Raw genomic sequence first — 16,679 nt, 5'->3', positions numbered from 1 at the left:
CTATTTGCCTCCTGTTGAATAAAATAACAGCTCTTCTTCGCTGGTGGAGTTTGTGTCCAATTCCTTTACCGCTTCGCCATCATAAATCACATACACACGGTCGGTGATCCCGATGATTTCTGACAGCTCACAGGAAGCGTAAATAACCGCTTTGCCACGCTGGGCGAGTCCAGAAATCAGTTCGAAAATGTCCTTTTTGGCACCGACATCGACCCCTTTTGTCGGTTCATCGAATACATACACATCAGCATCAGCGATCAGCCATTTTCCGATCGCGACCTTCTGCTGATTTCCGCCCGAAAGGTTCTGAACCTTTGTTTCTGCAGATGGCGTCTTAATCCCAAGGCTCGTGATCACTTCAGCTGCCTTTTGCTTTTCGGCTTTAAAATTAAGGAAAGAAAATACTCCAGAAAAACGTTTCAGGCTGGCTGCGGTCAGGTTGGTTGCTACTGTCTCTGTCACAAGCACGCCTTCTTTGCGCCTTTCTTCCGGAACTAAAGCCATTCCTTGTTTTACCGCATCATACGGGGTATTAATTTTCAGCTTTTTCCCTCTAAGAAAGATCTCGCCTGATTTCACTTTTTCAGCACCGAACAGTGCTTTGCACAGTTCTGTTTTTCCGGCGCCTACCAGGCCGGCAAGACCGACAATTTCGGCCGCCTTAACCTCAAGGTTCATATTTTTAATTTTACCTGTATCATGAAGCCCTTTAACTTCAAGGACTGTTTCGCCAATTTCAACGTTGAGCTTTGGAAACTGATCTTCTAATTTCCGGCCCAGCATATGTTCAACCACTTTATTTTGGGAAGTTTGCGCTATTTGTTCATTAATGACAAACTGACCATTCCTCATTACGGTAATTTCATCACATATTTCAAACAGCTCTGGAAGCCGGTGCGAAATGAATATGACGCCGACATTTTGCTTTTTCAACTCTCTGACAATCCGGAATAATTCACTAGTCTCCTTATTGCTTAACGGAGCAGTTGGTTCATCTAAAATAAGAAACTTACATTCTTGTAAAAGGCTCCTGGCGATCAACACCATTTGTTTTTCAGCCAATGTTAGTTCGCTTGCCAGCTTGCGGGTTGATACATCCACATTCATCGTCTTCAGGATGTCTGCTGCTTTTCTATGAACCTCTTTCCAGTTCATAAATGTCTTTTTGCCCATATTCACCGTTTCATTCAGCATGATGTTTTCGCCGACTGATAAGTATGGAATTAACGCGGTATCAACTTCCTGGTATACAATCTGAATTCCGTAATCCTGTGCATCCTTTGGAGATTGTATGTTGATTTTTTCTCCGTCCAGAAAAATTTCCCCTGTAAAATGGTGATAGGCACCGGAAAGAACTTTCATTAAGGTTGATTTCCCAGCTCCGTTTGCGCCGATCAGTGCATGAACCTCTCCTGTTTCTGTTTTGAAATCCACATTATCGAGCGCCTTCACACCCGGAAACTCAATCGAAATATTTTTCATTTCAAGTGTAATAGCCATTTCTTCCCCCACCACCTTGTGTCTTCATAGAAACACTCTCTTATCGATGGACCCCAATAAGAGAGTGAGATTTTAAGCTTTTATATCAGCCTGCCAGACTAACCTGCCTGGCCTGATTTGATTTATTTGTTGTAATGATCCTTTAATGTCTGGATCCAGTCTTCTTGGAATGCATCTGTTTCGCCCCAGCCTGGAATAATATCAGCTAGATTAACCATGTTAACCGGTTCGCTGGCGGCTTGCAGGTCTTCCTGTGAAATGAGGGAAGCCTCAAGGTCATATGTTTGCGGAGTTTCTTCACCAGCAATCTTTTTTGCAAGAAGTCTCATGTTCACTTCGCCGATTAGCTTTGGATCTACAGCTGCTGTGTATTTCCATGGGCTGTTATCTTCTTGAATCAATTGAAGGTCAGCGTTAGAAACGTCAATTCCGTAAATCTTGATTTCGTCACGGCCAGCTTCTTTAATCGCTCTTGCTGCTCCGATTGCAAATGCATCCCATGTAGCAAAAATCGCATCAATGCTTCCTTTTGGATGCTTATTAAGCATCGCAGCAACCGCATTTTGCGTTTGAACACTTGTATCAGCTGCAGCTACCCCGAATCTTTCAACCTCTTTAAGGCCAGGATTTTGTTCTAGTACTTCTTTATAAACAGCGTTTCTTCTAACCATTGGCGGGAATCCGTCAACCCAAAGGTACACGATATTGCCCTCGCCCTTTGTATCATTCACTAGTTGATCGAGTGCAAGCTTAGCTAACGCCTCATCGTCCTGGGAAGTAAGCGTGACTCCTTCAACATTTTGCAGGTCGCCGTTTGAGTCAAATGTTACCACGCTTTTTCCAGCGTCTCTCAGTTTCTTAACACTATCGACTGTCGCAGCATCATCACCATGGGAGATGATGAATCCATCATAATCCTCTTGCAATCCTTGATCAATTGCATCATGGAATTTTGCTGTATCGCCATTAGCCGTAAACACATCAACCTCGAAGCCCATTGCTTCACCCTCGGCCTTTGCACCAGCCAGGAACTGAGCTGTATGATCGTCCCCGCCAATTTTGCGGATAACCTTAATTTTCTTATCGTTGCCGTTTGCGAATACTTCAGGAACATTGTCGAGCGAAACTGGTTCATTTCCATTCGCAGATTCAGATGATCCGTTGCTAGAATTACAGCCTGTCAGCAATAAAGTTAATGCCAAGGCCGGTACGATTGCTTTTTTGAAAAAATTCCGTTTCATCGTTGTTTCCCCCCTGTTATATGGTGTTGTTTGTTATTTTAATGGCTGAGTTGAACTTATCTGCGGATCTTCGCTTCAGGCACTTCGCTTTCCGCGGGCAGTCCGGGAGCCTCCTCGGCGCTTAAGCGCCTGTGGGGTCTCCCTTGGCCTAGCACTCCCGCTGGAGTCTACGTACCTTCCGCTACAATCAGCACTGTCACAAAATCACCCTTAACTTAAAAAGCAAGTAACGAATCTATGTATGTGGCCGTTACTGATTTAGATTAGTTATTCTGAATACTCATATTCATTAAAAATTCAGTCATGATAAGGCAGCGTGATGCTCGTCTCGTTTTCTCTGATAATACAAAAATCCCCCTTCTTATCAGCATAGCAAGACAAGAAGAGGGATATATTTATCCGTCATCTTCTCATCTAACAAGTGATGCTTCCATCAGCTTGCAGGAATTGGCACGGTGTCCCATTGTATGGATCCGTTGCCGAGGTTTCGTAGGGCCAGTCCCTCCACCTCTCTGGATAAGAAAATTACACTATATTTAACTTTTAAATGATGTTTTTCATTCTAGTGTAAGAATGAAAGCCTGTCAACGACTTTTTTGAAAAGTAAATGACTGTTTAATTATGGAAGTTTAAGCAAAGGCTAAGAAAAAATGCAATTAGGGTGATAAATTTGAGCTATCAGGCAATTGGAATGTTAACCCTCATAATATCAGGCGTAATTGGCTGCTATTTTATTATACGATTGGACTGGCGGAGGTATGGCCTTTTATTTTTGGCCAGTTCCATAGTCGGCAATTTCTTGTGCTACTTTTTTACCTTCATAGGCTTTTACTCGTTTCCAAATATGCCTTTCCATGGCCACTTTTTAATTCCCTATGGTTTAATTTCAACGCTATTTCCGTTTATTGTCTTGGTTGGTGTTCGGTACAGCCCAGAGAGATGGATCTGGAAAATACCATTTTATTGGGGGGTTGTCCATTTAGGTGTTTTTGGGGAATACATTTTTAAACAAACCTCCATCTTTAAATTCCATCAAGAATGGGACTTATGGGATTCTTATACACTGTGGTGGATTTTCCTGCTGCTTTTCGAGCTGTTAGGCGGAAAAATCATACCCCCTCAGCGCAGAAGGCCCATCGATTCTCAATCATTCCGGTATGGGCGCTGGGCCTGGATTGTTTTTCATGTCATTGTAATTGCTACGATATTTTTAGCCGGGGTCTATCTGGGAAAGGCGATGTTATAATGATTGGACTTTTGATCGCAATTGCTGTCTTTAACCTTATAGCCTTTACGACTAATAAACGGCTGACTGGCAATCAGATTGTCCACATATGGGTTTATACGGTTGCTTTGCAGCTTTGCTTTGATACTATTGTTGAGTTCAAATATCACGGCTACTGGTATTTTAGAAAAGAAATTGACTGGGCTGATTTTTTGCCTCATCTTGTTCTTATTCCGCCTGTAAATACGATATTCCTGAATTGGTTCCCTTTTAGAAGAGGATTACTTAAACAAGCAGCCTTTATTTTGCTATGGGTCATCTGGATCCTGCTTTACGAGGTGGTCACCTTGCTTCCTCAGCCTTGGGGCTACTTTAATTATGGCTGGTGGAAGCTATGGCATGCTGCTTTGATTAACCCGATCCTTCTGCTGCTTTTACTAGGGTATTATAAATGGATTTGCAAGCTGGAAAAGGCAGCATGCAGTAAGCATAGCAGAATCTAAAAAGGAAATGCCCCATTGAGGCATTTCCTTTAATGCTTAAACAACTTTCTTAACATTCGCCACTTGCTGCTCGGCTGTAATCAAATCATAAGACAGACAGACCGGTTTTTTCGTCCGCGGATCGACAACAATCTCTGCATCAATTTGAAACACATCTTTCAGTACAGTACAGGTCATTACATCTATCGGCGAGCCTTCTCTTATTATGTTCCCGTTCCGGAGAGCCACCATATGGTGAGAGAAACGGGCAGCATGGTTCAAATCATGAATGACCATTACGATCGTTCTGCCTTCTTCTCTATTCAGTTTTTCCAGCAGCTTCAAAATTTCAAGCTGGTGGGCCATATCTAGATAGGTGGTTGGTTCATCAAGCAGCAGCAAATCGGTTTCTTGTGCAATTGCCATTGCAATCCAGGCGCGCTGCCGCTGTCCGCCTGAAAGGGCATCGACGGCTTGGTGGGCAAACGACTCGAGCCCGGTTACTTCCAAGGCCCAGTTTATCACTTTGTGATCCTGCTCAGACAATCGGCCAAAGCCATTTTGGTGAGGGGAACGGCCAAACGAGATTAATTCATAAACCGTCAGTCCTCCTGGCGCGTCCGGACTTTGTGGCAGGACAGCCATTTTCTTGGCTATTTCCCTGGTTGGAACTTTATGAATCTTTTTGCCGTCTAAATAGACCATACCGGAACGAGCTGAATGAACACGGGCGATTGTTTTTAAAATGGTTGATTTCCCGCACCCGTTTGCCCCAATTATCGTTGTGATTTTACCCTCTTGGATGTTCAAATTCAGATCCTCAACAATTGTTTTATCTCCGTAACCGATCTTCAAATGTTCTGTAGAAAGTGAAACCATGTTTATCACTCCTTTTATTTTACTTTCATTAACAGGTAGATAAAATAAGGGGCACTTAAAATCGCAACGACGATTCCGACGGGAATTTCTGTTGGTGCCAGCAAATTTTTACCGAGCGTATCAGCCAGCAAAAGCAGGAAGGCTCCTAACAAGGCTGTGATCGGCAGGAATAACTGATGTTTTGGCCCAATCACTTTCTTGGCAATATGCGGGGCAACAAGGCCGAGGAACGTAATGCCTCCGCCTGCCGCTACACTGAATCCTGCCAGAGCAACAGCCAGCATGAGCAGCAGCCGTCTTTCCCGTTCCACCCTGATACCAAGCCCAACTGCGACCGAGTCGCCTAAGTTCATAAGATTTAACATATGTGATTTATAAAACGCGATCGGAATAAGGATAAGAATTAGCGGCGCCAGTACACTGACGACCTTCCAGTTTGCACCCCATATGTCTCCGGACAGCCACACGGCCGCCTGCATAAAGTCCTGGGGATTCATTTTAAGCTGAAAAATAATAATCGCGGCACCGAAACCGGCATTGACCCCAATTCCGACTAGAATTAACCGGATTGGATCGATGCCCTTTTTCCATGCCAGAACATATATGATAAGCGCGGCTGTAACTGCGCCAATTAGAGCAAAAAGCGGCATTAGGAAAATACCCAGGGTACTTACCGCCATCATTGAACCTTGGAAAAAATAAATAAACAATATGACAGCAAATCCTGCTCCGGTATTGATTCCTAGAATTCCCGGGTCTGCCAGGTCGTTTTTAGAAACCCCCTGCAGAATGGCCCCTGACATCGCGAGGCCTGCGCCGATCAAGAGGGCGAGCACCATCCTTGGAAGCCTGAAGTCGAATAGGACGAGTTCATCACGATCGTTGCCTAGCCCGACTAGTGTTTTAAATACATCCAGCGGCGCGATTCGCACAACACCCATGTTAAGGCTAATAATAAACAGGACGGTTATGAGTAATGATAAGAGAGTAATAATCGCGATAAATCGGTTTCGTTTTTCCTTATTCATTAAAGCCCTCTCCTTTCCCCGCGAGCCAGGTAAAGGAAGAATGGAACCCCAATAATGGCTGTGATTGCACCAACCGGCGTTTCAAACGGGGCATTAACCATCCGCGCTGCTATATCGGAAAGGACCAATAACAGAGCACCTAACACAGCAGAGCCAGGGATGATCCAGCGGTAATCGGAGCCGATGATAAAGCGAGCGATATGCGGGATCACAAGCCCGATAAAACCGACTGCACCAGCAATGGAGACAGCAGCACCAGTTAACAGCAGCACCACGATAACACCAATTGATTTTACTAAAAACGTATTTTGTCCAAGCCCTTTGGAAACCTCTTCACCCAGGCTCAAAATGGTGATCGAACGGGAGATAAACATAGCAAGCAATAATCCAGCCAGGCCGGCTGCCGCTAAAATTTGAACAGAGGTCCAGCTGACAGATGTTAATCCGCCTGCATACCAGAACCCCATGTTTTTTGCGACTTGAAAGTGGAGGGCTACCGCCGACGAAATCGCACTAAGCATCGAGCCTACCGCTACACCAGCAAGTGCAAGTTTTACAGGTGTCAGTCCTCCGGTTGAAAAGGCACCGATCATGAAGACAATCACCACACCTAGTCCTGCTCCTGCAAATGATGCAAAAGTAAGGCCCATCATCGTTGCAGCCGGGAAGAACGCAAGTGTTAAGACTAACGCAAATGCGGCACCATCAGTCACACCCATAATAGAAGGAGATGCCAGCGGGTTTCTGGTCAATCCCTGCATAACCGCTCCGGAGACAGCAAGGAAAGCGCCAACTAGTGCCCCGCCAAGCGCTCGTGGTATACGAAGCTCTTGAATAATCTGATGGGAAGCTATCTCGGGATTAAAATGCACGACAGCCTCCCACACAGTTGGGATCGTAATCTCAGCTGCGCCATATGCGATGGAAGCAGCAAGGGACAGAATGAGTGCTATAGCACCGCCCAACAGTACGAGCAAGCCAGCAAGAGAACTTTTTGATTTATGGGTAATAGCTGTACCGTTGGCCTGACCGCTGCTGTTTCCGTTCACAAGATTACACCTTCTATGCTATAAATTCATTTAAAATTGATAATCATTCTCATCATTTAAGTATAAAGAGCCTTTAGACATATTTCAATATGTAATATTATCATAGAAGTAATAACAATAACTTCTTTCACGATTCTTTCACAAAATTGCCTTAAGAATCTTTTAAAACCATATTGACTATCTTTTTGAAAATGATTATCATTTGCATTAACACAAGAAACTTACAAACTAGGAGGCAACACCAAAAATGAAAAAACATTTTTATCTATCTCTCTCCCTTTTGTTTATTTTAATCTTTGCATCGGCTTGCGGTAACGGTGATGATCAAGCAGCTGAGCCTAAGAATGAAGAACCTAAAAATGAAGAATCTAATAACGAAGAGCGCACACTTGAGGATGCAATGGGTGAAGTAGTGATCCCTGCAAACATTGATAAAGTAATCGCACCTTACCAAGAGGATTCCCTTGTCGCGTTAGGTGTAACCCCTGCTGCACAATGGTCAATCGGTGATACAGTATTGGATTATCTGCAGGATGACTTAAAAGATGTTCCTAAGATCGGCTGGGACCTGCCGCTAGAGCAAGCTATGGCTGCTGATCCTGACTTGATTATTTTTAGTTCACCGTCTGCTATTCAAAACGGACAATACGAAGAATATAAAAAGATTACAACAACTTTTGTTTTCAAAGATGAGGTAAGCTCTGATTGGCGCAAACAATTGACACAGATGGGCGAAATCCTTGGAAAACAAGATCAGGCAAAGGAAGCACTGGAAAATTATGAAACCAAAGCCGAAGAAGCAAAAACGAAAGTACAAGACGCAATTGGCGAGGAAACAGCTGCAGTGCTTTGGGTGATGGGCGATCAAATCTACCTGCTTGAAAACGACCGATTCAGCGCAAAAGTTTTATATAATGATTTAGGTGTTAAACAGCCGGCGTTCGTTGAGAATTTAGGACCTGCCGGAGCTTCTTGGGACCCGCTAACACTAGAAAAATTGCCAGAACTGGGAGCTGACCATATCTTCCTAGTCAGCAAGCCTGGTGAACCTGCATTGGAAGTTCTTGCTAACAGTTCAATCTGGAATGGACTCGACGCTGTTAAAAATGGACAAGTATATGAAATCAACGATCCAAGCTATTGGACAATTAATGGCTTAATTGCCAGCCAAAAAGCAATGGATGACGCAGTAAATGCATTAGCAGAATAAATCAGCCGGGGGCAAATCCTGTTATGGGGTTTGTTCTTTTTTTTGTATACTAAGCAATCCCAGCTCGTTTTCTATTTGTTTGTGTTTAAATTTAAACATATTGGATGAAGTTCATGCCAATTCCTTGTAAAAGGACTACTATCTAAGCATTTTTCCAGCTGCGTTAGCCCTGTTCAACCCCATCTTAAAACTATATTCCATAAAACTTGATGGATATTCTCAAAAAAACAGATATATTCCAAAAAAGTTAAATATATTCCAAAAAAAATAGATATATTCCTTAACGATAATGGTTCTAAAGTTAAAAGAGCCTTTTCTCAGTTACGAATTAGACGGTTTCTTTTTAATAGCCATGGCGAATTTTGAAAAAAACTATTTCTTGCGTATTCCATATCCTAGTAGTAAAATTCTCCGGTAATGAATGTTTGCTACAAGGGCTTTGAGGCCCTTCAATAAAGGAGTTTCATTTGTAAAGGAGGACGCAATGAGTTCATTAAAACAAAACCGTATGCCGCTTATGATCCTCATGGTTAATATGTTTATTGCCATGGTTGGCATTGGGTTAATTATCCCTGTACTGCCTTTATTTATTAAGGAGTTTGGTGTTGGCGGCCAGGCAATGGGGTATTTAATTGCTGTATTTGCGTTTACGCAATTTTTATTCTCCCCTGTTGCAGGCGAGTTTTCCGATAAATACGGCCGCAAAAAACCAATCATTATTGGTCTGATCGGTTTTACCCTGTCCCAGCTTATTTTTGCAGTTGGAACAGAGCTTTGGATGCTTTATGCTTCAAGGCTGCTAGGCGGGATTGGCGCTGCTTTTCTTGTCCCTCCAATGATGGCCTATGTGGCCGATATCACTACAGACCAAGAACGCGGAAAAGGAATGGGCTTATTAGGGGCTTGTATGTCGTTAGGCTTTGTAATTGGCCCGGGGATAGGCGGCTTCTTGGCCGAATTAGGTCTTAGGGTTCCTTTCTATACCGCCACATTTATAGCTGCCGCTGCGACAGTTCTTTCCATCCTGTTCTTGCCTGAAACTCTTTCAAATGAAGCACAGGAAGAGGCAAGAAATTCTACCCGAAAGAAGGAAAGCCTGCTCGTGCAGATGAGGCGATCCTTCCGAACACCTTACTTTATTTTTCTTGTTTTGATTTTTATGATGACGTTTGGCCTGGCTAACTTTGAGGCGATATTCGGATTGTATGTGGACCATAAATTCAGCTACACTCCTAAAGATATTGCATTGGTAATAACAATTGGGGCACTTGTTGGTGTCATTGTTCAATCAATGGTCGTGGATCGGATGCTGACCCGGTTCGGAGAAATAAAGGTGATTTACTGGACCTTCTTTGCATCAGCTGTTTGTATGGTTGTATTTATGTTTGCAACAACGTTTTGGTCCATTTTAATCATAACGCTCATTTTCTTTACTGCAACTTCGCTTGTCCGCCCTGCTCTGAACACCTTGCTGTCCAGAATGGCTGGGAATGAACAAGGGTTTGTTGCGGGGTTGAACAATATGTACATGAGCATTGGGAACATGGTCGGCCCTGCGCTTGCTGGAATTTTATTTGATATCAATATTGAATTCCCTTATGCAGTTGGCGCGCTGATTCTTTTTATCAGTTTCTATATAACTTATCACCGGCGTAATGGCTCCCAAAAGGAATATATCAAACCCGAAGCAGCAGGATTATAGGAACTAAAATTTTCGCATGATCCACAATTTAGTATCCATATCATAAAAAGCTCCGGAGCAAATCCGGAGCTTTTTTTATTAGGCTTTCCACCACGGAACTGTTGGGTATTCTTCAGAACTGACGTGAACAGTTTCACCAATTTTAGGAGTACAGATTAAGATGCCTCGTTCCTTAGCTGCTTTTTGTGCCCGTTCAACGGGATCGGTCCAATCATGCACCGATAATGTAAAAGCGCCCCAGTGAATTGGAATCATTAGCTTTCCTTTTACATCAATATGAGCTTGAACAGTTTCTTCCGGCATCATATGAAGGGCTGCCCAACGTTCGTCATACTGGCCGCATTCCATTAATGCTAAGTCAAAGGGACCGTATTTTTCACCAATTTCTTTAAAATGAGGACCATACCCGCTATCCCCACTAAAGAAGATTTTTTCCTCCTGCCCTGTAATAACCCAGGAACACCAGAGCGTAGCATTACGGTCTGTCAGGCTTCTCCCTGAAAAGTGCCTTGATGGGGTACAAGCTAAACTCAGCCCTTGAAATTCCATTTCATCCCACCAATTGTGTTCTTCGATATTACTAGGAGCAACACCCCATCTTTCAAGGTGGCTTCCTACACCAAGCGGTACGAAGAATCGACCAGTCTTATCACGGAGCTTTTTAATTGTACCGTAATCAAGGTGATCATAATGATCATGGGAAAAGAGAACAGCATCAATAAAGGGCAGGTCCTCTACTTCAAAGGGTAACTTTTCACTGTACCGCTTTCCCCCAAAAGCCGGAAATGGCGATGGGGCTGTTCCGAACATCGGATCCAGCAACAAGCGCTTCCCATCAATCTCGATTAAAAAGGCCGAATGCCCAAACCAGGTTACTTTCGTTCCACCATCATGCTTTTCACCTGAAATAGCCAGTCGCTGAACAGGCAACGGTGCTGCGGGCTTCCTGTTTGGATTCGGTTTAATAAAGTCCCGGGCAATCGAAAGGCTGGTTCGTAAACCGGCGTCCATCGTGGTCCGCTCCTGATTGACGAACTTTCCATTAATAAAATTAGCTGATTCATTAAACTGCTGAATTTTATCCTGTGATGCCCTCCTGCCAAATACCGGAAGCTTAAGTAGCAGATACACAAAAGCAAATAACCCAAAAATAATTCTAATAAATTTCACTAGCATCTTCCTCTTTTCCAAATCAGTTTCCATTTAATTGGATGGTGCCTGTCACCTTCCCTGTTATTTCTGGGCGATTTCTTCGAGTTTTACGGATGGGTAGATGGTTGTTCCGGACGGGTTAGTTTGGGCTATTTTATACATGGCGAGTGCGACATTTCTTCCAGTAATCGCTCTGAATTGTTTAAGCGGCCCTTTAAATACAGGGGATAGAAACTTAAACAGCACTTCGGCCGTCCTCTCTCCCATTCTGAATTCGTTTCGATTTCCTAATAAAAGAGAAGGCCTAACAATTGAAATAGTTTCAAAAGGTATTTTCCTCAGTTCTTGTTCAAGTTCGCCTTTCATCTTTGGATACCAGAATGTTGCCTCAGGATTGGCATTCATGCTGCTGACGAGCAAATAATGCTTTGCCCCTTTGGCGATCGCCAGCCTTGCGATTTCCAGTGGATATTCCACGTCTACTTTATGCATGGCCTCTTTTGTTTTTGCTTTCTTAATAGTTGTCCCTAAACAGCAGAAAACATCATCTGCAGTAAAATGTGCGTGGTAATCCTCCAAGTGGTCGTAATCTGCCACGACTTCTTGCAGTTTTGGGTGCTTCAACTCAAGCGGTTTACGTACAATCGCGATCACCTTTTCATATTCTTCCCCTTCAAGCAAGAAGTGAAGCAATTCATTCCCAACTAATCCCGTCGAACCGGCAATCAGTGCTGACTTTCCATTCATACCATCAAACCCCTTTGTGTTCTCTTATACCCCGTTAAGGATAACTAATCCTACCAACTATATTATTGTTGTGCTTTTTATAAGAGACAATACCGGCCGCCCTAAAAAAAACAGGAGCATGAGCGCTCCCATGTCCTGCCTTTTTTTAGCCCTATTGTTTGGATTCAGCCTTATGCCTCAGTGTGGTTGTTAGCAGCCTGCTTTTTCCGCTGCTCTTCATTTAAAAATTCAATAAATAGCTTCATAGCCATAAATGGCTGATCTGTAATGATATTTTTATATTCAGCTTTTCGATGGCTGGTCACAAATTTGCTTAAGTTAATTCGTTCAAGGATGTAATCTCTGCTAATTTTTAATATATCCTTTTGCAATAGGCGGCCTTCTTTTGAGATCGCAAAACCGAGTGCCCCCAAAAAGGCAAATAAGAGAATCGGAATTGGCGAGCTTATAGGCTGGTCACCAAATATGATAAAGAATAAATTAACAATCGATATACTAATCAATAGAGATGAAAACATCGTATATCGGAAATTCTTTTTTAATAAGGGTGCTAATGTGGCCTTCAGCTTCTCAACTTCTGTTTTTATAAAAGCCGGAGTATTTTCATTTAGTTTAAAATTCAATGCGGCCCCTCCTATCGATAAAAGAGCATCTTTTGAATGCTAGTATACTATACGGATATGTTACAAGAAAGTTTCAAATGCCAGGAACGGTAAGATTTAGGAAAAACTTTTAAACAAACGATTGATTAGCTATCAAAATTTATATTGATTACCATTACCTCTGACCTGCTTCCGACTCTTAGCGGCGGGCCCCAGGTGCCAAAACCGGATGATACAAAGGAGTGAAGACTGCCTTTTTGCAGATAGCCCCAATCGTTCTCAAAAATCATGCTCGTAATAAGATTAGCGGGTGCCAGCTGTCCCCTGTGCGTGTGTCCAGATAAAACAACATCAATACCATTTTCCTCTGCAACCTCAAGCTCAAATGGCTGATGATCTAGCATTATAAGCGGCTTCGTTTGATCCAGGCCTTCTACGAGCTCACTTACCTCCGCTCTTTGAGGGTCAGTTTTATCATTTCTGCCGACAAGGTAAAAGCTATTCTGAACCATGCTTGTCTCATCCATTAATAATCGGACTCCGCTTTTTTCTACTTCAGCAGCCATCTTTAGGAGATCATCACCATAATAATCGTGATTACCTGGTACAGCATAAACACCAAGAGGCGCACTGACTTTAGCAAGTATCTTACCCATGTCATTTTTAATGAATGGCTCAATACTGTTTTCGATTATATCTCCCGGAATTAACACGATATCCGGTTTTTCATTATCAACAATTGCAACGAGGCGCTCCAAGTGCTTTTCGCCCACTATTGGGCCCAAATGTAAATCAGAGACCATCAGAACCTTTAACTCCTGTTGCTGAGCTTGTTTCTCTACTTCAATATCATATGATCTTACTACCGGATTCCAGGCATTGAATGATCCATAAATGAAGACGAAAAGGTAGAAGGCCATAATCCCGAGACCAATCCAAAAGATTCCTTTTCCTTTTAAAAAGTAAACCAGTATATTGGCAAGCGGCAATAAAATTAAACTATAACCAACAATTACAATCCAAAAGCTTCCCATTAATTCCAAAGGAAGCCACGAAAATACCCTACCAAGAAACATAGACGCAGAGAATATGATAATAAACCCTACATAGACCCATTTGAACCTTTTTAAAATGCCTGGTCTAATCCAAACCCAGCCATTATAACCAATATAATAGGTGATTGCTAAATAGATAAGCAGGACGAATATTGACAAAAGCACGGTCGATAATGACATGAATAATTGTTCTCCTTTTTTAAAAGGTTATTTCGGACTCTACCCTTTGGTTTCGTTTTTTGCTATAAAGGCTTTTAAAAGCTCCTTCAATTCGGTAACTTCAGACTTTAAAGCTTTGATTTCGGAAGTATCTTCTTTAATATCTTGTGTTTCACCTTCGATCTCTTCAGAAATTTTCTGGGCATTATTAACGATTTCCCCAACAATTAAATTAATCATAATAAACGTTGCAATCACGATAAAGGAGATAAAATAAAGCCACGACCAGCTAACCTCGGCAAAAATTGGTCTGAATACACCGCTGGCCCACGATTCTAACGTGAAAACTTGAAACAAGGTAATAAATGAAAGCTGTAAATTACCGAAGTACTCTGGCTCAACATTTGCAAAGAAGGCCGTGCCGATAACCGCATAAACGTAAAAGATAATCGACATTAACAGGATTACACTGCCGATTGTTGGGACCGCCATAAACAGAGCGCTGACAATTCTCCTTAATGAAGGAACCGATGTGATGGTCCGCAGCACCCGAAGCACCCGGAAGATACGCAGGACACTGACAAACGGTGTATTATAAAGTACCAAACTGCCAACAACAATGATAAAGTCAAAGTTATTCCAGTGGTTTCTAAAGAAATCCCGTCGCTCTACAAAAAGTTTCAGAGCTAATTCCGCCACAAAAATCAACAGGATAATATAATCCAGGACAAAGAAAGCTTCTTTATTTTGTTCGTATATTGCTGGGTAAGTCTCTAGTCCAATTAAAATAGAGTTGAACACAATCAATGCAGTAATAAAATGGTTAAATTTAGAGCTTGAAATAAAATTCCCCAACCGGCTTCTCATTGGCGAATAAGATGTCTTCTGATTTGTTGTCATTTCTATACTATTTCCTTTCATAATGAAACTTCTACTAGAATGATACTTCAAAAATAAGACTAAAACCAAAAAGAAAACCTTCCAATTTAGCTGGAAGGTGATTTTCATCTTATAAAGTATACCATTTTTCTATGAAACTTTATTGAGCTGACACGAGCCGATTTATTTTTTAAAGCGTCTTATCAATCGAAGTCGTCAGATTCTTTTTAATCAAACGTTTAATTAGTATGGAACATTAAATATTTTCAATGAAGTTGAGACGCACGGCTGATGATTATGTCAGTGAACTTTGCACACTTAACAATATCATTAGCTTGAGGAAAGAGTTCTACTTTCAGAGTTGCAGCTAACTTTGTTTGAACAAACAGCATATCTCTAAATCTGTTTACTGCCCCGCAATAAGATGGATACAATTGATCCCCTGTTCCTGCAATACCTGTCACTACGTTTTGTACATCTTGAAGCTCAAAAGCCCTATAAAGCCGAACCATCTCACGGGGGATTTCTCCGTTTCCCCATGAGTATGTGCCAATTACAATTACGTCGTACCGATTTAGCTTATCTAGTTCGAAGTCGTTTACTTTGTAAATCTGGACATCTGCCTTGTAGTGGTGAAATGACTGTTTAATAAGATTGATTAGCTCTTTGGTATTTCCGGTTAACGACGAGTATATTAAAGCAATTTTCAGCATGCTGCTATAATTCATCGAACCCATTTGACTGGCTTACCTTGGAATAGGTTCTCGACTTCTGTTCGAAGAAATCAGATTTCGTTTCATTCATCATCTCATCACTGAAAACATGAATCCATGGCATTGGATTCTCCCGCTCTGGATAAAAGTTTTTCATGCCGAGCTGTCTGAAGCGTTTGTTTGCCAGATATTCCACATAGGCTCCAAACTCATTCAAGTCGATTCCTTTTATATCCTTTAATATAATGGCTGCCCATTCTTTTTCTAACTGTACTGCCTGATCTATCGTCCTGTAAATATAATTTATATTTTCCTCTGTATGCAGTTCAGGGTTTTCGGTTAAAAGAATCCGGATAAACTGAGACATAAAATAAGCATGCTGCATTTCATCTCTCTGGATATAACTGATCATTGTACTTGTCTTGAGCATCTTCTGCTGCCCGGCGAGATGATAAAAGAAAGCGAATCCAGCATAGAAATAAATACCTTCAAGATTAATCGAGTTGACTCCAAGTTTAAATAGATTCAGAGCAGATGGACTCTCCCGGAACAGCTCATACGCCTCCACTATCTTTTCATTTCGTTTACGGACGATAGGATCTGTCTTTGCTTCGTTAAAGCGGTCGTTTTGTTCCCTTAAAGGGACAAGCGAACTTAATAGATAGGAATAAGATTCATTATGAACAGCCTCCTGCTGGGCGATGACTGCAAAGATCGCTTTAAAGCTGGAATCTGAAACATAGTCCATTACCTGACTCATTGTTGGTGTTTGCAGGCTGTCCAATGATGCCAGCTGTGTATTTATTCTTAGAAAGACATCTTGTTCAACAGGACTTAGCATGTCCCATTGTTTAATATCATCCTGCATATTGATTTCTTGTGCTTTCCAAAAGTTAGCCAGCAATGTTTGGTAAAGGTCATACATTTGCGGATAGGCAATATCATTCCAATTTAACAGACCCGATGATTTCCCATTGATAATCCCCGTTGATTTATTAGGAAATTCAGGATTTAGAAGTTTAACTTTTATTAAAGGTGCATTGATACTCATAGATA

Annotated in this window: 16 protein-coding genes and 1 riboswitch; of the genes, 4 read left to right on the top strand and 12 right to left on the bottom strand. The window is 42.0% G+C overall.

Features of this window, described 5'->3' with window-relative positions; genetic code table 11:
* Positions 1–1,500: a sugar ABC transporter ATP-binding protein gene (locus tag HRJ06_RS14305; protein WP_174733621.1), complete on the bottom strand. Its 1,500-nt coding sequence runs from the start codon at positions 1,498–1,500 to the stop codon at positions 1–3.
* A gap of 122 nt (positions 1,501–1,622) precedes the next feature.
* Positions 1,623–2,741 (bottom strand): sugar ABC transporter substrate-binding protein, encoded by a 1,119-nt coding sequence (locus tag HRJ06_RS14300; protein WP_174733620.1) that lies wholly within the window; start codon positions 2,739–2,741, stop codon positions 1,623–1,625.
* 407 nt (positions 2,742–3,148) lie between these two features.
* Positions 3,149–3,264: riboswitch (SAM riboswitch) on the bottom strand.
* Between the two features lie 147 nt (positions 3,265–3,411).
* Between HRJ06_RS14300 and HRJ06_RS14295 the strand changes: the two genes are divergently transcribed.
* Positions 3,412–3,987, top strand: coding sequence for a CBO0543 family protein (locus HRJ06_RS14295; protein WP_242035255.1), 576 nt, complete (start codon positions 3,412–3,414; stop codon positions 3,985–3,987).
* A complete protein-coding gene (locus HRJ06_RS14290) occupies positions 3,987–4,469 on the top strand; it encodes a hypothetical protein (RefSeq protein ID WP_174733619.1) in 483 nt (160 codons plus the stop codon). Before HRJ06_RS14295 ends, HRJ06_RS14290 begins: the two co-directional genes overlap by 1 nt.
* A gap of 36 nt (positions 4,470–4,505) precedes the next feature.
* Here the strand turns inward: HRJ06_RS14290 and HRJ06_RS14285 are convergent, their stop codons facing one another.
* Genes HRJ06_RS14285 through HRJ06_RS14275 form a run of 3 tightly spaced genes read right to left on the bottom strand, consistent with a single transcriptional unit; the run spans position 4,506 to position 7,404 of the window.
* The gene (locus tag HRJ06_RS14285; RefSeq protein WP_174733618.1) at positions 4,506–5,327 is read right to left on the bottom strand and encodes an ABC transporter ATP-binding protein; all 822 of its coding nucleotides are present in this window, start codon (positions 5,325–5,327) and stop codon (positions 4,506–4,508) included.
* 14 nt (positions 5,328–5,341) lie between these two features.
* A complete protein-coding gene (locus tag HRJ06_RS14280; protein WP_174733617.1) occupies positions 5,342–6,355 on the bottom strand; it encodes a FecCD family ABC transporter permease in 1,014 nt (337 codons plus the stop codon).
* Entirely contained in the window at positions 6,355–7,404 is a 1,050-nt protein-coding gene (locus tag HRJ06_RS14275) for a FecCD family ABC transporter permease (RefSeq protein ID WP_338421103.1), read from the bottom strand. Before HRJ06_RS14275 ends, HRJ06_RS14280 begins: the two co-directional genes overlap by 1 nt.
* A 247-nt stretch (positions 7,405–7,651) precedes the next feature.
* On the opposite strand from HRJ06_RS14275, the gene HRJ06_RS14270 reads away from it, so the two are divergent.
* Together HRJ06_RS14270 and HRJ06_RS14265 are read left to right on the top strand one after the other, a co-directional pair.
* Positions 7,652–8,614, top strand: coding sequence for an ABC transporter substrate-binding protein (locus HRJ06_RS14270; RefSeq protein ID WP_174733616.1), 963 nt, complete (start codon positions 7,652–7,654; stop codon positions 8,612–8,614).
* A gap of 484 nt (positions 8,615–9,098) precedes the next feature.
* Entirely contained in the window at positions 9,099–10,316 is a 1,218-nt protein-coding gene (locus HRJ06_RS14265) for an MFS transporter (RefSeq protein WP_174733615.1), read from the top strand.
* 78 nt (positions 10,317–10,394) lie between these two features.
* On the opposite strand, the gene HRJ06_RS14260 is transcribed toward HRJ06_RS14265, so the two are convergent.
* The 7 genes from HRJ06_RS14260 to HRJ06_RS14230 form a co-directional block, all read right to left on the bottom strand.
* Positions 10,395–11,492, bottom strand: a complete 1,098-nt coding sequence (locus tag HRJ06_RS14260) for an MBL fold metallo-hydrolase (RefSeq protein ID WP_174733614.1) — start codon at positions 11,490–11,492, stop codon at positions 10,395–10,397.
* A 57-nt stretch (positions 11,493–11,549) separates the two neighbouring features.
* Positions 11,550–12,215 carry an NAD(P)H-binding protein gene (locus HRJ06_RS14255; RefSeq protein ID WP_174733613.1) on the bottom strand — a complete coding sequence of 222 codons (666 nt, stop codon included), beginning with the start codon at positions 12,213–12,215 and terminating at the stop codon, positions 11,550–11,552.
* A gap of 170 nt (positions 12,216–12,385) precedes the next feature.
* Positions 12,386–12,838 (bottom strand): DUF5392 family protein, encoded by a 453-nt coding sequence (locus HRJ06_RS14250; RefSeq protein ID WP_174733612.1) that lies wholly within the window; start codon positions 12,836–12,838, stop codon positions 12,386–12,388.
* Between the two features lie 125 nt (positions 12,839–12,963).
* Complete coding sequence (locus tag HRJ06_RS14245; RefSeq protein WP_174733611.1) at positions 12,964–14,052, bottom strand: metallophosphoesterase; 1,089 nt, start codon at positions 14,050–14,052, stop codon at positions 12,964–12,966.
* Between the two features lie 39 nt (positions 14,053–14,091).
* Complete coding sequence (locus tag HRJ06_RS14240; protein ID WP_174733689.1) at positions 14,092–14,931, bottom strand: ion transporter; 840 nt, start codon at positions 14,929–14,931, stop codon at positions 14,092–14,094.
* Between the two features lie 245 nt (positions 14,932–15,176).
* Positions 15,177–15,647, bottom strand: coding sequence for a flavodoxin domain-containing protein (locus HRJ06_RS14235; RefSeq protein ID WP_242035254.1), 471 nt, complete (start codon positions 15,645–15,647; stop codon positions 15,177–15,179).
* Positions 15,628–16,674, bottom strand: a complete 1,047-nt coding sequence (locus HRJ06_RS14230; protein WP_174733610.1) for a ribonucleotide-diphosphate reductase subunit beta — start codon at positions 16,672–16,674, stop codon at positions 15,628–15,630. Before HRJ06_RS14230 ends, HRJ06_RS14235 begins: the two co-directional genes overlap by 20 nt.
* Positions 16,675–16,679: the final 5 nt, after the last annotated feature.

It is taken from the genome of Mesobacillus harenae, from assembly GCF_013343715.1.
Lineage (GTDB): Bacteria > Bacillota > Bacilli > Bacillales > Cytobacillaceae > Mesobacillus_A > Mesobacillus_A harenae.
The sequence above is the reverse complement of the archived record's forward strand: the minus strand, read 5'-3'. Positions and strand labels throughout refer to the sequence as shown.